The sequence below is a fragment of the Psychrobacter sp. P2G3 genome (assembly GCF_001593285.1).
Taxonomy (GTDB): Bacteria; Pseudomonadota; Gammaproteobacteria; order Pseudomonadales; family Moraxellaceae; genus Psychrobacter.
On the sequence record NZ_CP012529.1, the window covers coordinates 2,254,100 to 2,275,280 of the forward strand.

The window sequence follows — 21,181 nt, forward strand, 5'->3', positions numbered from 1 at the left end:
AAGTTTTCCGTTGCTATGGTTAGTATTAAGATTACTGCTTATCTTTCTAATTATAGATTGATGAAGGCGTTTATCATATCATGCCACTATATTTCAGACATTAGATTTCAGTTAGTAGGTTTAGTTAGTAGCTTTCAGGTATCGCTGCTAACTACCTATATGTTTCAAGACAGCTAAAATTGATGATTAGTTTTGAGTATTCCTAAAAGGTTATTTTTGAAAACTATCTTGCCAAGCAATAGAGCTTAAGATAAGTTGTCGCTTCAACTCGATCAATATCTCAGTCTAAGAAAAATAACGTATTTTTAATAGGCAGATATTGCGACACCTGCTAAGCTAAGCAGCGATTTAATTCGTGTTCTAAACGTTGCTATTATATCGCCCATAAACAATGCTATTATTACTCTACATTAGTCTGTATAAATTCCAGTATATTTTTAAGCTCACTTTTTTAAGCTCATTAAGGTAAACCAGTTATGTCGATGTTAAGTATAGAGCCAAGCAGCTTGACGCTGAGTCTAACACTTGGACTAACCTTAGGCCTTAGTGGATGCCAAAGCTTGCCAAAGCAGCCACATTTGCCTGAAAGCCAAGCGCTATCAGCGCGCGTTAATGCTTTATACCAACAAGACAGTAGCCTAGACAGCTCTAAAAGTAGAAATACTGACATTAGTAATACCGACTTGGTTGCAGCCATTAGTGAACAAAATGACATTCACCCTGAGTTATCAGGCTATCATCCGATTGTAACTGGTGCGAACGCTTTTGCCTCACGTAGCATTTTGACTGATATGGCTACTCGCAGTATTGATGTGCAGTACTATATTTGGCATGACGATCAGGCAGGTCAATTACTATTGAAGGACTTATGGGAGGCAGCTGAGCGCGGAGTTATTGTACGCTTGTTGCTCGATGACTTTAATAACGATGCAAAATTTGATCAGCATTTACTTCGTTTTGCCAGTCATCCAAATATTGCTGTACGTATTATCAACCCCCTAATGCACCGCAAGTTCCAAGCGATGAACTTTGTCACTGGCCTGCCACGTATCAACCGGCGTATGCATAATAAAAGCATGACTTTCGATAAGCAGATTACCGTTATTGGCGGTCGTAACATTGGCAATGAGTACCTTAGTAATGATCAAAACAGTCAATTTGCTGATTTAGATGTGCTGCTCATCGGCAAAGTGGTTGCAGATATTGATAATAGCTTTATGAGCTACTGGTCAGCACCGATATCCTTCGATATTGAAACGCTGGTCACTCTAGATAAAGGGACTACCAGTAATTTTTTAATCGGTTTAGATAAGTTAGATGAAGATGAAAAGAGTAGTTCACGCAGTAGTTTAGCTATCTACAAAACAGCTATTGAAGACTCCTCTATTGATGTTGATTTGGTCAATAAACGCGTGCCATTTCGTTGGACAGACATGCAGTTTTTGAGTGATGACGTTGGCAAACTAACCAAAACAGTCCCTACTGACAGCAACTTGGTCCATCAATTACGTACCTTATTAGGCAGTCCGTCTAAAAAACTCACTATCATTTCATCGTACTTTGTCCCAACTAAGGATGGAGTAGATACTCTAGTACAGTTGGCAGAATCAGGTATCGATATAAAGATTTTGACCAACTCTTTTGATGCTACTGACGTGACTGCAGTGCATTCTGGTTATAGTAAATGGCGTCCTCACTTGCTGGGTGCTGGTGTCAAAATATATGAGCTAAAATCGACTGCTAGTGAAGAGAAACGCGAAAATAAATTATGGAAAGCGCGCAGTCAGTCATCAACCAGCTTACATGCTAAGACTTTTGCTGTAGATGACCATCAGGTCTTCATTGGCTCTTATAATGTTGATCCACGTTCAGCCAATATTAATACTGAAATGGGTGTAATTATCAATGATGATGAGCTAGCCAGTCAGTTGCATGAGGCGCTTAGTGATGATCTATTGAGTCAAGCCTACGAAGTAAAGTTAATAGATAACAATCAATTACAGTGGCATACCATCGAAGATGGTAAAAAGGTGGTTTATAATTCAGAGCCACGAGTAGGTTTCTCTGACCACGTATGGCTCACTATCATGTCTTGGCTACCTATCGACTGGCTATTATAAAATTTAAAACTGTTTAATTTCTAAAGATGTCCTTAAATTGGTTAGTGGGCTTTCAAGCAAAATCCTCTTAGCTTAAAACGTTCTAATTTATTTTTTCGGCAAATCAGCATCTAATTATGTTGGTTTGCCGCTTTTCATTATGGCCGGTTATCTCCATGATGACCGTCTTAACAACCACTTTAATATGTGGATGCGTGATCTATTATGCCGTCTCGTTCTCAATATGCACTAATGTCTTCTAAAGACAAAAATATCGTTCTATTTATCTGCTTTTGCAGCGCTATTGCTTTTTTCGACTTTCTGATCTATTTATATATTGCAGACATTGTGTCCTCTGCTTTTTTCCCCGCTAGTACCAATCCTGATGTTCTAAAACTTCGAGGAATTGGGCTTTTTGCCGTGGGCTATTTGGCACGACCGCTTGGTGGCATCATTCTTGGTCGATATGGTGATATCAAGGGCCGTAAGCCGACTTTATTAATCAGTATGCTGATCATCGCAGGTAGTTTGCTGGCAATGGCATGTTTGCCAACGTATTCACAATGGGGATTAGTAGCTCCAGCCTTATTTATAATATTAAGGCTTATACAAGGCATGGCGTTTGGTCTTTATGTGCCATTAGCTTGGGTTTTTGTGGCAGAGCATGTACCACGGCAGTATTTATCAGTTGGCTGTAGTTATGTGACCGCCAGTTTTTTTATAGGTGTGCTACTCTCCAACGCTTTTTTTGTATGGCTGACTGGTTCTATGACTCCTGAGCAACTAACCACTTATGGTTGGCGCTTGCCATTTTTTGTTGCAGCGGCCATGAGCTTTTTGCCATTATTGGCATGGCGCTTTATTGACGAGTCACCGTTTTTTTTAGAGATGAACAAGTCAAAGCCTAGTAACTATGTTGCCAAACCATTCACATTACTCTTTAAGCATTGTAAACATTCAATATTTATCGGCATGATGTTAACTTTGATTATTTCTAGCATTACTACCGTAATCGTACTATTGCTCCCAGACTTGATTGAATTGCGCTTTAGCTTGGACAAAGATTTGTTTGGGTTTTCACACAGCTTAGGTATTGTGTTTATGATTTTTGGTTGTGTGTTTTATGGAATACTATCTAACTATCAAAATTTCGGTAAAATTTTAGTCGCTGGTTCTATCTTACTAATCGCTCAAATGTTTGCCTTTTTTTACCATATGCAGGCTGGTGGCGATTATATTTTAATCATGTATGCACTCTTAGGATTTTGTGCTGGCATTGTTGGAATGGTGCCAGCTATTTTCGTACAGTTATTTCCGACCAATGTACGCCTAACAGGAATGGCGTTTTGCTACAACGTGACCTATGGTATTGTAGGCGTATCAGTACCTTTTGGGCTTGGCTATGCCACTACGTTTGTAAGTTTTTCACCAGCACTGTACATCGCTTTTATCGGCTGTATTGGAATTATTATGGGGGTTTATTTTTATAATTTGCCCGAATATAAAAAAATCAATCAGCTTATTTAGCATCGGTATTATTCAACTTACCTATTATTCATTTTTATAACTTCTTCGTTTAAAAGTTGAGCGTAATAATCTTTTTAACCCATTGCATCCAATATAAATATTTAAAAAATAAAATATTAAGGCTTAACAACCATGGTTGATATGACCAATAAACGACTCTCAGTCGCACCGATGATTGACTGGACAACGACAGATTATCGTTACTTTGCGCGGCTCTTTAATCCGCAAGTTTATTTATACACCGAGATGATCAGTACCGGTGCGTTAATCCATGGCAACCGTGCGCGGCATTTACGCTTTGATGCACTTGAGCATCCTGTTGTATTGCAGCTAGGTGGTGCAGACACTACCGAAATGACTCAGTGTGCTGAATTTGCCCAGCAGCATGGTTACGACGAGGTCAATATCAATGTTGGCTGCCCCTCTGACCGCGTACAGCATAATAAGATTGGCGCTTGCCTAATGGCAGAACCCCATACGGTCGCTGATTTAGTGAAGCACATGCAGGCTGCTGTCGATATTCCAGTGACGGTTAAGCATCGCATTGGTATTGATGATTTTGACAGTTATGAGTTCATGGCAGATTTTGTACAAACTGTGGCCGCTGCTGGTTGCACGCGCTTTATCGTTCATGCACGTACCGCATGGCTACAAGGTCTTAGTCCTAAGCAGAACCGTGAGATACCGCCGCTACGTTATGATGATGTCTATCGTCTCAAGCAAGATTTTCCAGAGCTTGAGATCGAAATTAACGGCGGTATCGATACAATAGCCGATATTGCAGCGCACTTGCAGCACATTGATGGCGTTATGATCGGACGAGCCTTTTATCACAACCCTTATCTATTAGCAGAAGCCAATGGCTTATGGGGGCAACCTGTACCCAAGCGCTCAGATATTTTAGCGCAGCTGTATCCATATCTGGATGAACAGGTCGCAAAAGGTGAAGCACTCTCTACGATGGCGCGACACTATTTAGGACTGTTCCAAGGAATGACTGGCGCACGCAAGTGGCGACAAGCGTTAAGTGGTAAGCCTTATTTAACGATTGAAGACATCAAGCAGGCAGCATCGGAGGTTCTACAGTTAAACCCTGATGCGTAGTTTGTCTTGGGTAAGACTGTTTTGATTAAGCTTATTTTGGCTAAACAGATTTTTGACTAAGCCACTTGTGCTAAATACTGCCACATAGCAACACCATTATTAATAATGTGTAATAGCATTGGCAGTATTAGCGAGCCTGACTTGATCCGCGCGTAGCAAAATATAAATGCTAGTACTACGATAGTAGTGATTTCATAAATACCATATTGCAGATGAATAATGGCAAATATAAGGCTAGTCACGATACTCGCTACCAGTGTACCGCGCTGCTTCGAATATGACGTTGCAGCAAACTGCTCAGCAATGGCTGACCATAATATACCGCGAAAAACCAACTCTTCATATATCGGTGCGACAATCACCATTGCAAAGATTAACAACCACACAGAACTGACAGATTGATATAAAGGATCTACGAAGACCAGGGGTGATTTATCCAACAAGTAAGTCAATGCCTGACTGCCAATCATAAATATTAATAGCAATCCAAGCACACCCATGCCGACTGCTATTGAGAACGGTTTGAGTGCTAAATACTGACGCATGTCACCAGATTTTAAGCGCACAATCAAATAGCTGAGTGCCATTAGTAACACGCAGCTAATAATAATCGATGCGCTTACTACTGTTCCATCATTACTACCAAAAAAGAATATATCACCCACTGTTGAGTTTTTGACGGCTGGCAACCATAGCTTGCCAGCGATATATATCCCAATCAATTGACTGCCAAAAAAAGCGATGACCATCCCTATAACAAGTAGGAATGCACCTAAGCGTGAAAATAATGGTAAACGCTTAGACTGCAGTGTCAATACATCGTTCGAAGCGGTGGCATGGTTTGGCATAACGTTATGACTCAAAACGGTAAACTGTCAATTCTAATAGAAAATTAATATTAATAATATCTAGCCTTTACGTTGGCAGTTGCTGCTTAATTAATGTTAATACCTGTAATGCTACAGATTCTGGATGCTCGAGTGGAAACATATGACCACCTGCATGCGTTTCGTAAGGAATACCCAGCCGTGTTTGTATTTGCTGCGGGAAACGACGCTTTAAAAATATACTATCTTCTCCAATAATCAGCGTAACTGGCGGTTTAGGCCTGCGATTAGGCGATAACCAGTACCAAGATGGATTGGTACGAAACACAGCAACCTCACTGTCTCTAGGGATTGCCAACGTTACTTTGCCATCTGCGCGCTCACATAAGCCATGCTGAATATAGCCCTCAAAACTACGTTCATCAAAATGCTTAAAAAAACCTTTATGACGCATCTTCTCGTAAGCATCTGCACGACTGTCCCAAACGTCACGACGATTCTTAGATATTCCGGATGGTGACAACTTATCCATCATGCGATTATCCATCAGGGGTAGCTTGTCAGCCGCCTTTGCCACATGCCAAATCAAACTGGACTTGCCATAAATCCAAGGCGGGTCCATGAGTACCGCTTGACTAAAGATTTCGGGTGCACGGTATAACGCCTGCAAGGTACACATGGCACCAAGTGAATGCCCAACTCCTATCACTTGCGTAACACCATGTTTTTCGCAGGCAGTCTGTGCACTATCGATAATCTGCTGGGTTAGACTGCGCCAATGATTATCAACAGGATAATTTGGATCGCCACCTAGCATCGGTATATATTCAATCGTAAAAAACTCAGCCAACTTCTCAAAGAATGGTTGATAGACCGCACTTGGCATCCCATTGGCATGGGCGAAATGGATGACCGGCTTCTGGGTTATTTTGGATACAGGCAACGATGCAAAGGTCTGCAAATTGATTTCACTCATGACAGGCTCTCATTGGTTCATATTATTATTTGGTACGTTATTTAGAATTATGAAACATCATATATCACTAAGGCTGAGCATAACTATATGCTCAGCCTCAACAATCATACACATTAAATATAAAACATAAAATGCTTAACGCATTTGCACGTTACCATCTTCTTGCGGTAATACATCAAGATTGATACTTGAACCAACGCCTGCGCCTAGTTTGACTGCGAAGCGATCCATAAACATTTGGAACGGATCCATCGGCGTATAGTTCACTACATTATCTAACTTTAGCTCTCTCTCTAAGCTAGCGATACTGCCAGTCTTATCGGCTAATCCTAAAGCTATCGATTGCTCACCAGTCCAAAATAATCCTGAGAATAGTTTGTTGTCTTCTGGATTTTTCAAACGGTCGCCACGACCTTCTTTTACGGCATTGATAAAGTGCTTATGCGTATTAGCGAGGACTTTTTCGACATGTTGCTCTTCGTAGTTACTTAACGGACGTGACAGGCTCAAGATATCTTTATACTCGCCAGCCGTTATAGTACGATCTTCAACACCTACTTTGTCCATCAGGCTTTCGATATTATAGCTTGGCATAATGACACCAATAGAGCCCACTAAACTTGATGGATTAACATAAATCTCATCTGCAGCTGATGCAATATAATAAGCACCAGATGCACCAATATCACCAATAACAGCATAGAGCTTCTTATCTGGATACTCTTGACGCAAGTCCATCATGGTTTGCCAGATTTCATCTGATTGTACCGGAGACCCACCAGGTGAGTTAATCTCTAGCGCTACCGCTTTTGAGTTGTTATTTTCAAAGGCACGCGTCAATGCTTTGCTAATGTCATAGGCATTGGCAGCGTCAGCGTTACTTATCGTCCCTTGTAGTTCAACTACGGCTAAATGTGGCTTACTGGTATCAATTCCGTCCAGACCAGAGGGCGCTTCACTAGTGCAACTACGACCTACCGTTAAAAATAACAATAGGATATAACCGAAAGTGAGCAATTTGAAAAAGATACTCCAACGCCTTGAGCGGCGCTGCTCTTCTACACTGGCTAATAAAGTTTTTTCAATGAGACGCCATTCTTGTCCACTTGGCTGATTAGGCGAGATTTGCTGCGATGTTACCGGCTGATTTTCTGAATTATCAGGACGTTTATTAGGGTCTGGTGGCCAGTTGGGCATATAACTTCCTAGGTAAGAAACAATCTAAAACAATAAAAAAATGGTCTAGAACATAAATATAGTAAAAATTGAAATATATGAATATTCTGTCTTAATAGGCCACTAAGTATGGTGGTATTTTAGTCATGGTTCAATAGTGAAACCGTGAATTATCATCATATTATGATGTTAGGGCGTGTTGAAACTCAATGCTACTTCTAAGGGATTATGATCGTGAGTAATTATTTCATCAACCTGTTGGCGCTTTAGTACGTCAGCAGATATCTGCGATGCGCTGTGACCAAGCCACTGTATAGGATAACTTGAAGTCTTGTCATTAGTAAATGACTCAGCTGAACACAGCAATGACCACATGTGCCAAATGCGCTGGTGAGTATCAGCATCCAAGATAATACGCGCTTTATAAGACTTGTCTTGTTCGTTTTGTTTATTTTGATAAGGACTTTGTTGAGTAGCTTGTAATGTCATTGGATTAAGTATCTGAGTAGTTGCAAGCAGGGATTGTTGTGGGTCGTTAGCGTTATACCGAACCACACGTATTGGTTGCTGACTGTCAATTGCTATGGTGCAATCCCAAACGCTATTATCCTCTATTTCACTCCAGCCTGTCATAGCATGCAGTGTTAAAGCACCATTAGCCAGCTGCCAATTCTTACCTTGCTCGCAATTTTGAGCACTGATCGTTGTTTTTTTCGTAGATTGATTACTGTCTAGATATGACTGTTGGTAGGCCGTCCAGCGTTCATGACGTCCTGCTTGCCAATATTGATTGGTAGGTATACTTTGACGTAGCTGCAATACAGTCATTGGTAGCAGCTGGGTATTAGTCTTAGCATTACTACTATTTCCATTCTTGCTAGGGAATGTTCTCATTAGTGCTGTTGCATTGGTTTGTACGACGATACCTTCTAAATGCTTAATCGATAAAGTCCGTAGCTGTTGCTCTAAACTTGCGGTCAACTTATCTGCAGTCAGTGCGCTTGACATCGTCCTTTTATCAAATGGTCTATGATCTGCTAAAAATAGCCAGCTAACGTTAGCTGAAATCAATGTACTGTTATTGCTATTGCTATTTTTTTTATCAGTCTTATCATTTACTACTGGATATTGCAGCACCGTAGCGCTCAAATATTGATCGCCAGTTGGTAGCACATATAGGGTTGGCGTTATCGCTAATGACTGCTGATTGGCATACACCGTCATCACTAATAAGCTCAGTGGCGGTAGTGCTAGCCAGCGACTGATAAGCCCGCGCGGTAGCAACCATGGCAACATAGCCAATAAGGCCATTAATAATATAGCCATGTTCACTGGTGTATATAACCATGCATCTGATAGTGATGGTAACGAGGTTAACCACATTATTAGTTCATGTAAGCCTGCGACTATCATACTTACCAATGACCAAATACTATCAGCTACCGCAGGCAGTACGAGATAACAAAGTCCTGCTAACAGATTCAATGGGACGATTATCCAGCCGAACAAACCAATAGCAAATAGGTTAATGACTAGCCCCCACAACGATGCCTTACCAAATAATAGCAACGTTATCGGTAGCAGCGCGATAAATAACCAAAACTGCAGTTTGAATATGCGTTTGCCCGTTATCCATAATTGCGTGAGAAAAATATTGCTTGTACGATTATCATGACTAATACTAGGTCGATACTGCTGTGGCAAAACTGATTTGTCTTGCTGGTGCGACATATCATCATATTTAAGCAATAATGCTACTGCGATAAAAGATAGCCAATAACCTGCCTGCCATAACACATAAGGATCATGCCATGCCATCAGCACTGCCAGTGCTAGCAATACACGCATAGTACTAATCGGTAGTAGCGTTAATCGTACCAATCCTACTATCAGCAACATCCAAGCAGTACGTGCAGCTGGTACATCAAAACCTGTAAACAAAGCATAGATAAAGGCGGCACTAATCATGACCCACCAGCGCACTTGCCAACGCGGTATAACACGATATAGCGCAGACCCTATGCGATCGACTAACAATACGGCTGCACCTGCGAGCATAATTGCTAAAAACAAAACATGGGTGCCGGAAATAGCCAAAAGATGGGAGATACCAGCCAGTTGGTATAAATCTTTAGTGTCACGGTTAATTAAACTGCGATCACCGGTGAGCAAACTCAATGTTACTGCTTTTGCTTGCTGCTCAGCTATGGTTTGCGCCGCCCAGTTTTGATAAAAGTGTTGTCGCAGTTGCCAACGCCATTGGTCAATGTGAGTACGCAAACGTTTCAAGAATGATTCAGATGCAGAATTCGAAGCTGACGCACTGTCTAATGAATTAACGGATGTTCCAATCGCAATGATAGTCGCCATACCATCAATATGACGACTACGTAGCCAACGATAGCTATCAAAACCCGTTGGATTATTGATTGATTGCTCGGAGGTAGCTAAAGGCATAAGATTCAAGGTCATTAGCAGCTGATCGCCAGGCTGTAAATTATTGAGATCTGATGTCTGCTTATTATTAGATGATTTATTAGAATAGGCATTGAGTAATACGCGATATTCTAAACCTATACCAGTGTCATCATATAAATTCTTATCATGTAAATTACTATTGCTTAGGCTATTATTAATATAATCGCGTGTTTGTGCATGTAAATCTTGAGAGGTTAATTCGGAGACTAATGGCGACACGGCTTGTAAGGTTACCACTTGCCGATAGCCACTGTTTATTTCAGGATTATAGACGCTATCGCTGATACCCTCGATAGTAACCAACGCTTGGACTCGCATAGGTTCATCAATTTTCGTACTCTCTGCTTGTTGATAGCCAGACAAAGCTTCCAGTGCACTGCCGATAATGAGTAGGCCTACCAATACAATCACCAGCAGATAACGGATGAATTTAAAAGGCAAGGTTATCTTCTGTGCTTTATATTTGAGAAGAGAGCTATTAGTTGATTTAGTTGATAGCGGTAACAATGCATTACGCTGAATAACGAGAAGTAAGATAACCATCGTTAAGATTAACAAGAGCCAAATTGTAGAGCTCACTACGAGCGAATTTAACGGTAGAGCCATATCTTCAACAAGGTTCAATGTTGCTATCGTCAACGTCCCTATCATAACTACGATTATTGAAATGCCAACCAACCAATACACCAGCACTCCTTGCTTGATAGTTTATTAAATATATTTTAGCTTGATGCAACTTGCAACCTTCTGTATAAGATGGCAAGTAACTTTAAAAAGATAGTGATGAACTGTTCTGAATGGCTTATTATTTATTGAATTGTCTATTATCTGACATAAGACGACTAAATACCGATGATAGCATTATTAACTATATTACCCTATACTAATTAAACATGTCGCGGTTGCCATTACTTATAGCTACCCTTCCTATTATTTTACTGACGATATTTTATTAATATTGCTACATACCAGCCTCTTACACTCTGCTGAGTGGACTGTAGATAATGATCAAAGGCAAACCTGTGCCCCAAAAACGTCTCAAAAGCCTACTACCCACGCCCGAAAAAATCTTAGAAAGTCGCACCTTAAAGCTATTTGCGCCGCATCTGGCTGATCCGCGTTTATGGCAATTCAACCGCCATAGTTTGAATAAGGCAGTTTATATTGGCGTGCTCAGCGCATTTTTTCCGTTGCCAGGACAGATGCTGTTGGCTTTAATCGGCGCGCTTATTTTTCGCGCTAACGTACCTATGGCGCTTGGCTTAACATGGATCACAAACCCCCTTACCACCCTTCCAGTTTTCTACGCTGGTTATTATGTTGGTGCTAAGATTATGGGCGAGCCAATGATTAGTTTAAGGGTAATTGGGAGGATGATTACTGACTTTAGCTTGTGGGTATTGTCAAGTGGTGCTAATCCGTTCGTTACTTATCGCGGTACCGTATCATTGACCGCATTCTGTTTGGGATTAACGTTGCTAGCAGTGGTTACTAGTATTGTTTGTGGTTTAACCTTCAAAGCAATTTGGCGCTATAAAACCGTTACTAGCTGGCAAAAGCGTCAAAAAAAATCTTTGGATAAACCACCAAAATCCTAATAAAACTTAGTCATTCCTAAGCGTTTTTATTATTCGAAAACCTTAGTCATCTTCTTGATTTTTGTTTATCGATTCAATAACTTGATCCGTAAAACTACTATCCATGACTAGAATATCGATCACTTCCTTATCTTTAAGTAAAGTATAACGCTTGCCGGTAGCGCTATCTTGAGCTTTTATGTCGTAATCAGCACCAGCCAGCGTTATGGCATCAAAAGCTGGTGTTAGTAACTCTATTTGTGCCTGCCTATCAAGCGTATCAAATAACGTTGGATCAATATATGTCTTTAATGGGTCGTTGCCTTCTTCAGCACTACCAAAAGCGGCCACTGGGTCATCATTTTCATTCATAATATTCGTCCTCATGAATTTTGCTCAGACTGTCAATTATATGAGCAGTTGTCGTTATCAAATTGCTATCGTACTTATCTGTTATCTGTTATCTGTTATCTGTTATCCGTTTAGTAGCTTAATACTCAGCCCAGTGGCCATTGCGTAGTAATAATTGGCGATCGGCAAGTGCTGCTAGATTACGGTCATGAGTCACCATAAGCAATGCCGTTTGCATCGTACTCTGCAACTCTGACAATAAGCCAAATACGCTTTGGGCATTATCGTAATCCAAGTTACCGGTCGGCTCATCCGCCAATATTAGTGAGGGCTTAGTAACCAATGCGCGAGCAATTGCCACTCGCTGACGCTCGCCACCTGATAGCTCACCTGGTCTATGGTCTAATCGATGTCCTAAACCTACATTCTCTAACAGCTCAACCGCCTGCTTACGCGCTTCTGTCGTTGATACTTTTGGGCGCATCAATAGCGGCATTGCGACGTTTTCTACTGCAGTGAATTCCGCCAATAAATGATGGAACTGATAGATAAAACCCAAATGCTTATTACGCATCGCACCGCGCTCAGTTTCATTCATATGATTTAAGCACTTACCATGCAGCCATACTTCACCCTCAGTTGGTGTGTCTAGACCACCCAACAAATGCAACAAAGTACTCTTACCTGAACCACTGGTACCAACGATAGCGATACGTTCGCCAGCATTAACGGACAAATCCAAGCCCGTCAGTACTTGCGTGCGCACGGCACCTTCGTCATATATCTTATTGATGTTGCTTGCCTCTAAAATGGCCGCCATACTACTTCCTTTATTCATATTTATTGTCAATTTAAAAACTGACACATGAAATTTATAATTGTATTTTTCCACGCTGTTATCGTAAAGTATTAAAACACTCTATTCATAACGCAATGTTTGTGCAGGCTGAATTTTAGCAGCTCGACGTGCAGGGTATATGGTTGCCAAAAAGCTTAGGACAAATGAGGCGCCTGTAATCAGTACCACATCAACCAAACGTAGCTGCGACGGTAAGTAATTGATAAAATATGCGTCAAAAAGATTTAGACCGAAACTTTGGTTAATCCAACCTAAAATATCACTAATACTTAATGCAAATATAACTCCGAGCACAGTACCAGCTACCGTACCAATAACACCAATCACAACACCCTGTACCATAAATACTTGCGTAATCAAACGTGGGGACGCACCAAAGGTTTTCAAAATCGCTATATCTGCTTTTTTATCAGTCACTAGCATGACTAAACTTGAGACAATATTGAACGCTGCAACAAGAATAATTAAGAATAGTAGCAAGCCTACCATCGCTTTTTCCATTTGAATAGCACCAAATAGATTGCCATGGGTTTGGGTCCAATCGTTGGGGTACAGTTGTTCTGGCGCGATGGCAGCCGCTTTCTGCGCTGCCAGCGGTGCATTGAACAAATCATCAAGCTTCATGCGAATACCTTGTGCACCTTCTGGTAGGCGCAGCAGTTTCGCCGCATCGTTCATTGGAATGAACGCCATCAAGCTGTCCACTTCTGGACTGATACTAAAAATACCGGTTAAAGTAAAACGCTTAAAGCGTGGTATCACGCCAGCTGGAGATGGCGATGCCTCTGGTAGCACTAAAGTGACTTTATCACCGATACTCAAACCTAAAGACTGCACCATCTCTTCGCCCAGTACAATACTAAAGTCGCCACCTTTTAGAGTATCAATACTGCCTTCCGTCATATGCTCATTAATAATCGAAACATTTTTTTCGTACTCAGGATCGACACCTGTGACCATAATCCCTGCAACCTGACCGTTTGACGTCAGCATACCTTGCAGTTGAATGAATGGTGCTACTGCTGCAACCTCTGGATCTTCTTTGATGCGATCAGCAAGCTGCTTCCAGTCACTGATAACTTCGGGCGAAGTCACAGTCGCTTGCGGAACCATTCCCAAGATACGAGTTTTCAACTCGCGATCAAAGCCATTCATAACTGATAGTACGGTAATCAATACCGCCACCCCAAGGGTTAGACCAATCATTGAGATGAGCGATATAAAAGAGATAAAGCGATTACTGCGCTCTGCTCGGGTGTACCGTAAACCGATAAATAACGCTAAAGGACGAAACATATTAAAACTCTTTATCTTATCTGGGTGAGCAACTTTCATATAAGCACATCAATGCAAACTAGCAAACCTGATGTGCTTGGCAAACAACTGAGCCAACAAGGGCGATGGTTGTATTAATATTAAGTAAACACATAACGTAGTTTCAGACACGCCAACTATGGGTGTCAAAAAAGTGGATAGTTTGACACAATTTTTCCAATATGTGCCAATCATTAGCAAAAACTGCGGGTCTTTTTTAACAAAACATAGTGCTTTGTTATTATTTTTTTATGGGGGGCTTGCTATTAGTTGCGTCTATACCTATATATTGTATGCTAAGGACAATTGTCATTAACCCCTCATTGTTGTTTGTTGACCCATCGCTAATGTTGCTGCGCAAACATAGCACAATAATAAGCATGTATATAATATATTGCTTAGGTATTGGCTTACTGCGTCAGTAACAAATAAAGACTAACTAGCGATATTTGGTGTCCAAACTTCATGCCTGACTTAAGTTTGAGTATTTTCATGACCATTAATTATCAATATAAAAACGTACAATCTCCTACCAAAATTACCTTAACAGACGAGCAAACTGCTGGTCATGCTGATCATTGGCGTATTTTAACTGATGATATGAGTCGTGATGTGCCGGAATGGCTACAGCAGATGATCGAGCAAGCGGCTATGCCAAAGGGACTAAATAATAACGTTAGTGCTCAAGATACTTGCTTGCTACTCTCAGAAGATCAACCTTGTCATATCAATCAAGTACTAGCGATGAAAGACGGCAAGCCTGAGTGCTTTATCAACGCCTATCCTTGCGTCAACGGTCCTTACGGTCTGACTTGTACGATTGAACGTACGATCGTCAATGAGAGTACACACGATGCGGTTCTACGTTTACGTAGTGTTGATGGCAGTATCATTTATGCTTTCGATCAACTCTATACTGCCAATCGTAATTTGTACCAACAAAACACACCCTATTTTGTGAATTTTAGTGCATGGGCACATGAAATTACGATCAGCGAGCAGAATGAAGTTATTATGGTCGAGGATCAAGAAGCCATTCGCTATCATCGTGCCTTTAATGACATAGTGGCTGCTAATGATGGACAAGTACCAGATGATATTCAAGAACAAATTAAAGACTGGCAACCAGAAACCAAAGAACAAATGGCACCTGTAGAAATCAACTTGGGTCATATGTGTGCGTATTTATTTGGTGACACGCTAGGACAAGAAGACGAAGCATGGTGTCAAGGACAGGTAATTGGCAAACAAGACACTACATTCAATGATAAGTCTATCATTTTGTTTGATGTGGTTATACTACGTGAGCAAGATGCAGACCCGTTTGTCGTACGTGTCGGTGCGCTGAGCACGGTGACTACCAAAGCTATCCAAGTAAACGATTACATACAAGCAAATATCTGGCTACAAGCAGCAATTTATAAAGAAAATCAGACATCTGAAAATTCAAAAGTATAGATACAGAATCAGATACAAGCCAGTTAAACATTTTAAAAAAATTAATTTAGCTAGGGCATAATATTATTATCTACTAAGTATAAATATGAATTTTTAACAATCTGTGGTTCCAATAAAAAGCCCCTAATAATTAATTAGGGGCTTTTTTGTGCATGGCTAAACAACTCTAAGCCATCGTAGTCATTGATTTAATACGTTTAAATAGCTCTTTTTGTTCCGTACTCACACGTGCAGTTTGTAAGGCCATCAACTGTGACATATCACCTTCAACACGGATCTTACCGCCCATAAAAGCACCCATAATCTCATTCATATCAAAATCTGTGATAATAGACTGCAGAGTATCACGATCGAGCAACAGCGTAGTAGTAGCACTATCGTTTAAACCTTTATGAAGCAGACCATCTGAAAAACTGGCTTCGATATCTTGCTCAGCATCAGAAACTTTTAGATTAATAATCATGTTTGCCAATGCTGGCGGTAAGTTTAGCTCACCAGCTTCGTTGCCTAATTGTGATACTTGCTCAAACCATGCATCCGTCAAAAAAACTGCCATATTATTATCCTTTATAAACTTACGGTTGATGTTACTGCGTCTCATTATGGCGCGGTTTTAGGATAAGTAAAACCCAAAGATGCCACTATTTGTCAAATTGTAACAAATTATCATATTTTTATATCTACCTGACATAGTCATAAATCAATATATTGATATCTCTCGCTAAATATGAGCTTATATTGAGCTAATGAGGCAAACCCTTACATTTTGTATTGATATATACAGGGTTTTTGTTATGATGAGCGCCGATAGTTATAGATAAATAGATAGCCTACGAAGATTGTCAATGTGACAATCAAATTGGGTTAACTTAATGAAAAATACTGATAACCTTCAATTATTTTTGTCTTAACATATCCACTCTATAGGAGTATCATAAGTTAAATCATATGGTTAGTGACACATAAGCTGACAATGTTGATAAAGCCGTTTAGTGATACTTAGCTCTATGGGAGGATAATGACAATAGGATGACTATTCATTAACGTTATATCAAAATCTTATTTATTTTTACCACGAACATAGAGGTTTACAGTCATTTTGCTAGAATATTAGTGAAGGTTGTCAGCCAAATTGTTTACCAAAGAGTTTGTATTTTGGCGCATAGTTCTGATGATATTTTATTAAGATTGCGTTACAATACCTTAAACAGAGTCGGGAGTTTTAACTAAACATTACGTAAACATGTTTTTTGTCAGCTGCCGCTAGCATACGTCTATGATTCACACTCTATATAATAGATGTTTGATGCTCAAGTACGGCTTGTTTCCTTATTAACCTTAACGATGTATTAATCGCCTCAATCTCGCCGAATAGTGATAATAGCGCTTCTTAGTGCTCATTTATCGTCATTATTAGTCAATCCCCTGCGAGAAATTTCACGTGGTAGTTAATAAACCCTTACGGTGATAAGTGAGTCAGACAACAGCATGTGCCACGATCGTTATATTTTTATAGCATAGGTATCGTGGAGAGTTAGTTAATTCTGTTGATAATTCGGGCTGTAAAGGAATCATCCAATGAGTTTACAAAACACAGCAGTCGCCCCAGTTGACCGTGAATATGAAATCACTATCATAAGATTTTTTACGATCATGGCCGTAGCATGGGGCATCGTCGGCATGAGTCTTGGTGTGTTCATTGCTTCACAGTTGGCATGGCCAGCACTTAACTTTGACATTCCATGGCTGACCTTTAGTCGTCTAAGACCGCTACATACTAATGCGGTCATTTTTGCGTTCGGTGGTTGTGCCCTGTTCGCAACGTCCTACTATATTGTCCAGCGGACTTGTAAAACAAGGTTATTTGCGCCTTATCTAGCTTGGTTTACTTTTTGGGGTTGGCAAGCGGTTATCGTATCAGCCGTCATTACTCTACCTCTAGGTTTAACCTCTACCAAAGAATATGCTGAACTTGAGTGGCCTATCGATATCTTGATTGCTTTGGTCTGGATATCTTATGCCATTGTTTTCTTCGGTACACTGATCAAACGTAAAACCTCACACATTTATGTGGCTAACTGGTTCTTTGCTGCTTTTATTATTACGATTGCCTTACTTCATATCGTAAATAGTATGGCTATTCCTGTTAGTGCGTTTAAATCTTACTCACTATTCGGCGGTGCAACTGACGCCATGGTACAGTGGTGGTATGGACATAATGCGGTAGGTTTCTACTTAACCGCAGCTTTCCTTGGGATGATGTATTACTTCGTTCCAGTACAGATTGGCCGTCCTATTTATTCTTATCGGTTGTCTATCGTTCACTTTTGGGCGCTAATTGCGTCTTACATGTGGGCTGGTGGTCACCATTTGCATTATTCAGCGCTTCCAGATTGGACGCAGTCACTTGCAATGGTATTCTCAATCATCCTATTCGCTCCATCTTGGGGTGGTATGATTAACGGTGTATTAACGCTATCAGGTAGCTGGGATAAACTGCGTACCGATCCAATCATTCGCTTTATGATTGTGGCATTGTCGTTCTATGCGATGTCAACTTTCGAAGGTCCAATGATGTCGATCAAGACGGTCAACGCGTTATCGCATAACACTGACTGGACGATAGGTCACGTACACTCAGGTGCGCTTGGTTGGGTAGGTATGATTACGATTGGTTCATTATATGTATTGTTACCACGTATTTATAACAAGCCAAAAATGTACTCTATCAGCTTAATTACTACGCATTTCTGGCTAGCAACTGCTGGTACCATATTTTATATCGTATCAATGTGGATTTCAGGTATTGGCCAAGGCATGATGTGGCTTGCTACGAACCCAGATGGTACTTTAGTATATAGCTTTGTTGATACCGTTGAGTTCTCGCATTATCCGTATATTGGCCGTGCTTTTGGTGGGTTCTTATATGTATCGGGTATGTTTGTTATGGCATATAACTGTTATAAAACGCTCAAAATGCCAGAGGGTAAGCCTGTAGATATCGCAGACCCTACTGATCATCAACCCAGTGTCGATGACTCAAAGACAGCTAACGTATAAGGAGCTATCATGGCTGGTACACCGCATGAAATTATTGAAAAAAATACAGGCTTGTTGGTCATCTTTATCGTTATCGCAATTAGCTTTGCAACGCTAGTTGAAATCGTACCATTGATATATGATAACAAGAATCCTGAAGACGGCGGGGTGAATACTCCCCTTCCTGCCATGGAGCCTTGGACTGCACTTGAATTTGAAGGCCGTGATATTTATATTCGTGAAGGTTGTCACGTATGTCACACTCAAATGGTTCGTCCATTGCGTGCTGAAGTTGAGCGTTATGGACCATATTCACGTGCTGCTGAGTCTACGTGGGATCATCCTTTCTTATGGGGATCAAAACGTACAGGTCCTGACTTAGCACGTGTTGGTGGACGCTACTCTGAAGATTGGCAAAAGCAGCATTTAATCGCTCCACGTTCACTGGTGCCTGAATCTGTTATGCCAGGCTTCCCTTGGTTGGCAACTAACGAAGTCAACGGTGAAAACGTTCAAGCTAAGATGCGTCTATTCCGTGATCGTTTTGGCGTGCCTTACACTGAAGAAGATATTGAAGGTGCTCCTGATGCGGTTATTGGCGCCACTGAGCTTGATGCTCTGGTTGCCTATCTCCAGCAATTGGGTACCGCTATGGAAGGACAGCGCTAATGGGTATTGGTGAATTACAAACAATTGCGACCGTCTCTGCCTTTATTGCCTTTTTGGGCGTTGCATGGTGGGCGTATTCGCCAAAAAACAAAAAACGCTTCGAAGAAGATGCACAACTTGCGCTTGATGACGAGGTCAAAGAGACTTTGTCTGAAGAGCAGCGCAATAAGGATGAACGATGACATTTTTTTGGAGTTCTTGGATTACCATACTAAGTATTGGTTGTTGGCTTTTTATTCTTGGGGTTTTATTATTTGTATTAAAATATAAACCAGATCTCGAGGAAGACGGTACTACAGGTCACACTTACGACGGTATTCAAGAATACGATAAACCACTTCCTAAATGGTGGTTAGTAATATTTTTTGGCTCAATCGTTTGGGGTGTTGCATATTGGGTGTTTTTCCCAGCTCTTTTCCCATCAAAGTGGGACGGTATTGCAACAGTAGAAGTCGATGGCGAAACTCTGCCTTGGACATCAAAAAACGAGCTATATAGTGAGCTTGAGAGTAACAATAAAGTATTTACAGATAACTTTGAGAAAAACATTCTAGCAAAAGCTAATGCCAGCGGTGCTACATCGACTCTAGCGACACTTGCTGACATGCAAGCGACCATGCGTCGTAGTGAGAATCCGCCAGCAGATTTGCAAACTCAGATTGATCAAAAAGTTGCAGAACTTGCACCTTATGTAGAGAAACTATCTGAGAACCCAAATGCGCTGAAAGTCGGTAGTCGCCTGTTTTTACAGAACTGTGCAGTGTGTCATGGCTCTAACGCTAAAGGTGCAACAGGTTATCCAAATCTAACTGATAATGATTGGTTATATGGTGGTGCACCTGAAAATATCCTGACTACGCTTCATAACGGCCGCGTCGGTGGTATGGCAGCATGGCGTGATCAACTTGGTGAAGACGGTATACGTGCTGTCTCTGAGTATGTTTTATCAATATCTGGTAATCAAGAAGATTATGACCTTGATCAGACAATGGTTGCACAGGGTAAACTGATATTTAATGAGCCTACTAACTGTGTACTCTGTCATGGTCCAGATGCTAAAGGTATGATTTCTACTGGCGCACCTAACTTGACTGATAATATTTGGTTATATGGTGGTGAGCGTGAAACCATTCGTGAGACTTTACGTTATGGACGTGCTGGTGTAATGCCAGAGTGGCAAACTAAGCTTGGTAATGAGCGTATTATGCTTCTTGCTGCTTACGTTTATTCACTATCAGATAAAAAAGTTCAACCTAAAGCGTTACCTGTTATGGCTACTGCCACTGCTCCTAATGCAGCCGAAACTGTAGAAGTTTCTACTAACTAAGCTTTTTTAGTTAACAGTTATATTATGGCGCAAATAGATGGATGTTATTTAAAAAAAGGAGGACTGTCATTACAGTCCTCCTTTTTTAGTTAAGCGTTTATTTACAGCCCTTGACCCTATAGTCAGACTATGATAAATCCCATTATTTTTACGCTAATAATAATTGTTTTTTAAGAGTATCACCCCATTTAAAGTAAGGGGAATGCTAAAATAGTAATGATTGTAAATAGGGCATTAATTATTAATTTAGATAAAATTTATCCAACTCCAACCAGTTGTATATAACCGCTCATTTTTTAGCTGGTTAAACCTATTTTAATATCCATATTTATTAAGCTATCCTGTTACTTACTGACATTGATAACATCGTAAGCATTTACATCTTATTTTTATCACAGGT

Annotated in this window: 17 protein-coding genes; 9 read left to right on the forward strand and 8 right to left on the reverse strand. The window is 40.6% G+C overall.

The window, feature by feature from the left end; genetic code table 11:
* The first annotated feature begins 476 nt into the window (after positions 1 to 476).
* The 3 genes from AK823_RS09090 to dusA all read left to right on the forward strand — a co-directional run bounded on the left by AK823_RS09090 (position 477) and on the right by dusA (position 4,730).
* Positions 477 to 2,120, forward strand: a complete 1,644-nt coding sequence (locus tag AK823_RS09090) for a phospholipase D family protein (protein ID WP_068328397.1) — start codon at positions 477 to 479, stop codon at positions 2,118 to 2,120.
* Positions 2,121 to 2,351: 231 nt separating this feature from the next.
* Positions 2,352 to 3,626 (forward strand): MFS transporter, encoded by a 1,275-nt coding sequence (locus tag AK823_RS09095; RefSeq protein WP_228138943.1) that lies wholly within the window; start codon positions 2,352 to 2,354, stop codon positions 3,624 to 3,626.
* Between the two features lie 132 nt (positions 3,627 to 3,758).
* Positions 3,759 to 4,730: a tRNA dihydrouridine(20/20a) synthase DusA gene (gene dusA / locus AK823_RS09100; RefSeq protein ID WP_068328409.1), complete on the forward strand. Its 972-nt coding sequence runs from the start codon at positions 3,759 to 3,761 to the stop codon at positions 4,728 to 4,730.
* 56 nt (positions 4,731 to 4,786) lie between these two features.
* Here dusA and AK823_RS09105 read toward each other — a convergent pair whose 3' ends face one another.
* From AK823_RS09105 to AK823_RS09120, 4 genes are all read right to left on the reverse strand, one after another.
* Positions 4,787 to 5,578, reverse strand: a complete 792-nt coding sequence (locus AK823_RS09105; protein WP_068328412.1) for a CPBP family intramembrane glutamic endopeptidase — start codon at positions 5,576 to 5,578, stop codon at positions 4,787 to 4,789.
* Between the two features lie 67 nt (positions 5,579 to 5,645).
* Positions 5,646 to 6,533 (reverse strand): alpha/beta hydrolase, encoded by an 888-nt coding sequence (locus AK823_RS09110; protein ID WP_068328414.1) that lies wholly within the window; start codon positions 6,531 to 6,533, stop codon positions 5,646 to 5,648.
* A gap of 135 nt (positions 6,534 to 6,668) precedes the next feature.
* The gene (gene sppA / locus AK823_RS09115) at positions 6,669 to 7,730 is read right to left on the reverse strand and encodes a signal peptide peptidase SppA (RefSeq protein WP_068328416.1); all 1,062 of its coding nucleotides are present in this window, start codon (positions 7,728 to 7,730) and stop codon (positions 6,669 to 6,671) included.
* Between the two features lie 168 nt (positions 7,731 to 7,898).
* Complete coding sequence (locus AK823_RS09120; protein ID WP_068328419.1) at positions 7,899 to 10,874, reverse strand: ComEC/Rec2 family competence protein; 2,976 nt, start codon at positions 10,872 to 10,874, stop codon at positions 7,899 to 7,901.
* A 335-nt stretch (positions 10,875 to 11,209) separates the two neighbouring features.
* On the opposite strand from AK823_RS09120, the gene AK823_RS09125 reads away from it, so the two are divergent.
* Entirely contained in the window at positions 11,210 to 11,785 is a 576-nt protein-coding gene (locus AK823_RS09125) for a DUF2062 domain-containing protein (protein WP_228138838.1), read from the forward strand.
* Between the two features lie 42 nt (positions 11,786 to 11,827).
* Here AK823_RS09125 and AK823_RS09130 read toward each other — a convergent pair whose 3' ends face one another.
* The 3 genes from AK823_RS09130 to AK823_RS09140 all read right to left on the reverse strand — a co-directional run bounded on the left by AK823_RS09130 (position 11,828) and on the right by AK823_RS09140 (position 14,270).
* Entirely contained in the window at positions 11,828 to 12,136 is a 309-nt protein-coding gene (locus tag AK823_RS09130; protein ID WP_068328426.1) for a hypothetical protein, read from the reverse strand.
* Positions 12,137 to 12,254: 118 nt separating this feature from the next.
* Positions 12,255 to 12,935 carry a lipoprotein-releasing ABC transporter ATP-binding protein LolD gene (gene lolD / locus AK823_RS09135; protein ID WP_068036567.1) on the reverse strand — a complete coding sequence of 227 codons (681 nt, stop codon included), beginning with the start codon at positions 12,933 to 12,935 and terminating at the stop codon, positions 12,255 to 12,257.
* Positions 12,936 to 13,034: 99 nt separating this feature from the next.
* Positions 13,035 to 14,270, reverse strand: a complete 1,236-nt coding sequence (locus tag AK823_RS09140; protein ID WP_068328428.1) for a lipoprotein-releasing ABC transporter permease subunit — start codon at positions 14,268 to 14,270, stop codon at positions 13,035 to 13,037.
* Positions 14,271 to 14,780: 510 nt separating this feature from the next.
* Here AK823_RS09140 and AK823_RS09145 point away from each other — a divergent pair.
* On the forward strand, positions 14,781 to 15,746 hold the full coding sequence (locus AK823_RS09145) for a hypothetical protein (RefSeq protein WP_068039279.1): 966 nt from the start codon (positions 14,781 to 14,783) through the stop codon (positions 15,744 to 15,746).
* Positions 15,747 to 15,912: 166 nt separating this feature from the next.
* Here AK823_RS09145 and AK823_RS09150 read toward each other — a convergent pair whose 3' ends face one another.
* Positions 15,913 to 16,302 (reverse strand): SCP2 sterol-binding domain-containing protein, encoded by a 390-nt coding sequence (locus AK823_RS09150; RefSeq protein WP_068036570.1) that lies wholly within the window; start codon positions 16,300 to 16,302, stop codon positions 15,913 to 15,915.
* 1,022 nt (positions 16,303 to 17,324) lie between these two features.
* Here AK823_RS09150 and ccoN point away from each other — a divergent pair.
* The 4 genes from ccoN to ccoP are packed head-to-tail and all read left to right on the forward strand — an operon-like array spanning position 17,325 to position 20,781.
* Positions 17,325 to 18,806 carry a cytochrome-c oxidase, cbb3-type subunit I gene (ccoN, locus tag AK823_RS09155; protein WP_068036571.1) on the forward strand — a complete coding sequence of 494 codons (1,482 nt, stop codon included), beginning with the start codon at positions 17,325 to 17,327 and terminating at the stop codon, positions 18,804 to 18,806.
* A 9-nt stretch (positions 18,807 to 18,815) separates the two neighbouring features.
* Complete coding sequence (ccoO, locus tag AK823_RS09160; protein WP_068036572.1) at positions 18,816 to 19,454, forward strand: cytochrome-c oxidase, cbb3-type subunit II; 639 nt, start codon at positions 18,816 to 18,818, stop codon at positions 19,452 to 19,454.
* Entirely contained in the window at positions 19,454 to 19,636 is a 183-nt protein-coding gene (locus AK823_RS09165) for a CcoQ/FixQ family Cbb3-type cytochrome c oxidase assembly chaperone (RefSeq protein WP_068036573.1), read from the forward strand. The genes ccoO and AK823_RS09165 overlap by 1 nt, the downstream gene beginning before the upstream one ends.
* Entirely contained in the window at positions 19,633 to 20,781 is a 1,149-nt protein-coding gene (gene ccoP / locus AK823_RS09170; protein WP_068328430.1) for a cytochrome-c oxidase, cbb3-type subunit III, read from the forward strand. Before AK823_RS09165 ends, ccoP begins: the two co-directional genes overlap by 4 nt.
* Positions 20,782 to 21,181 lie beyond the last annotated feature (400 nt).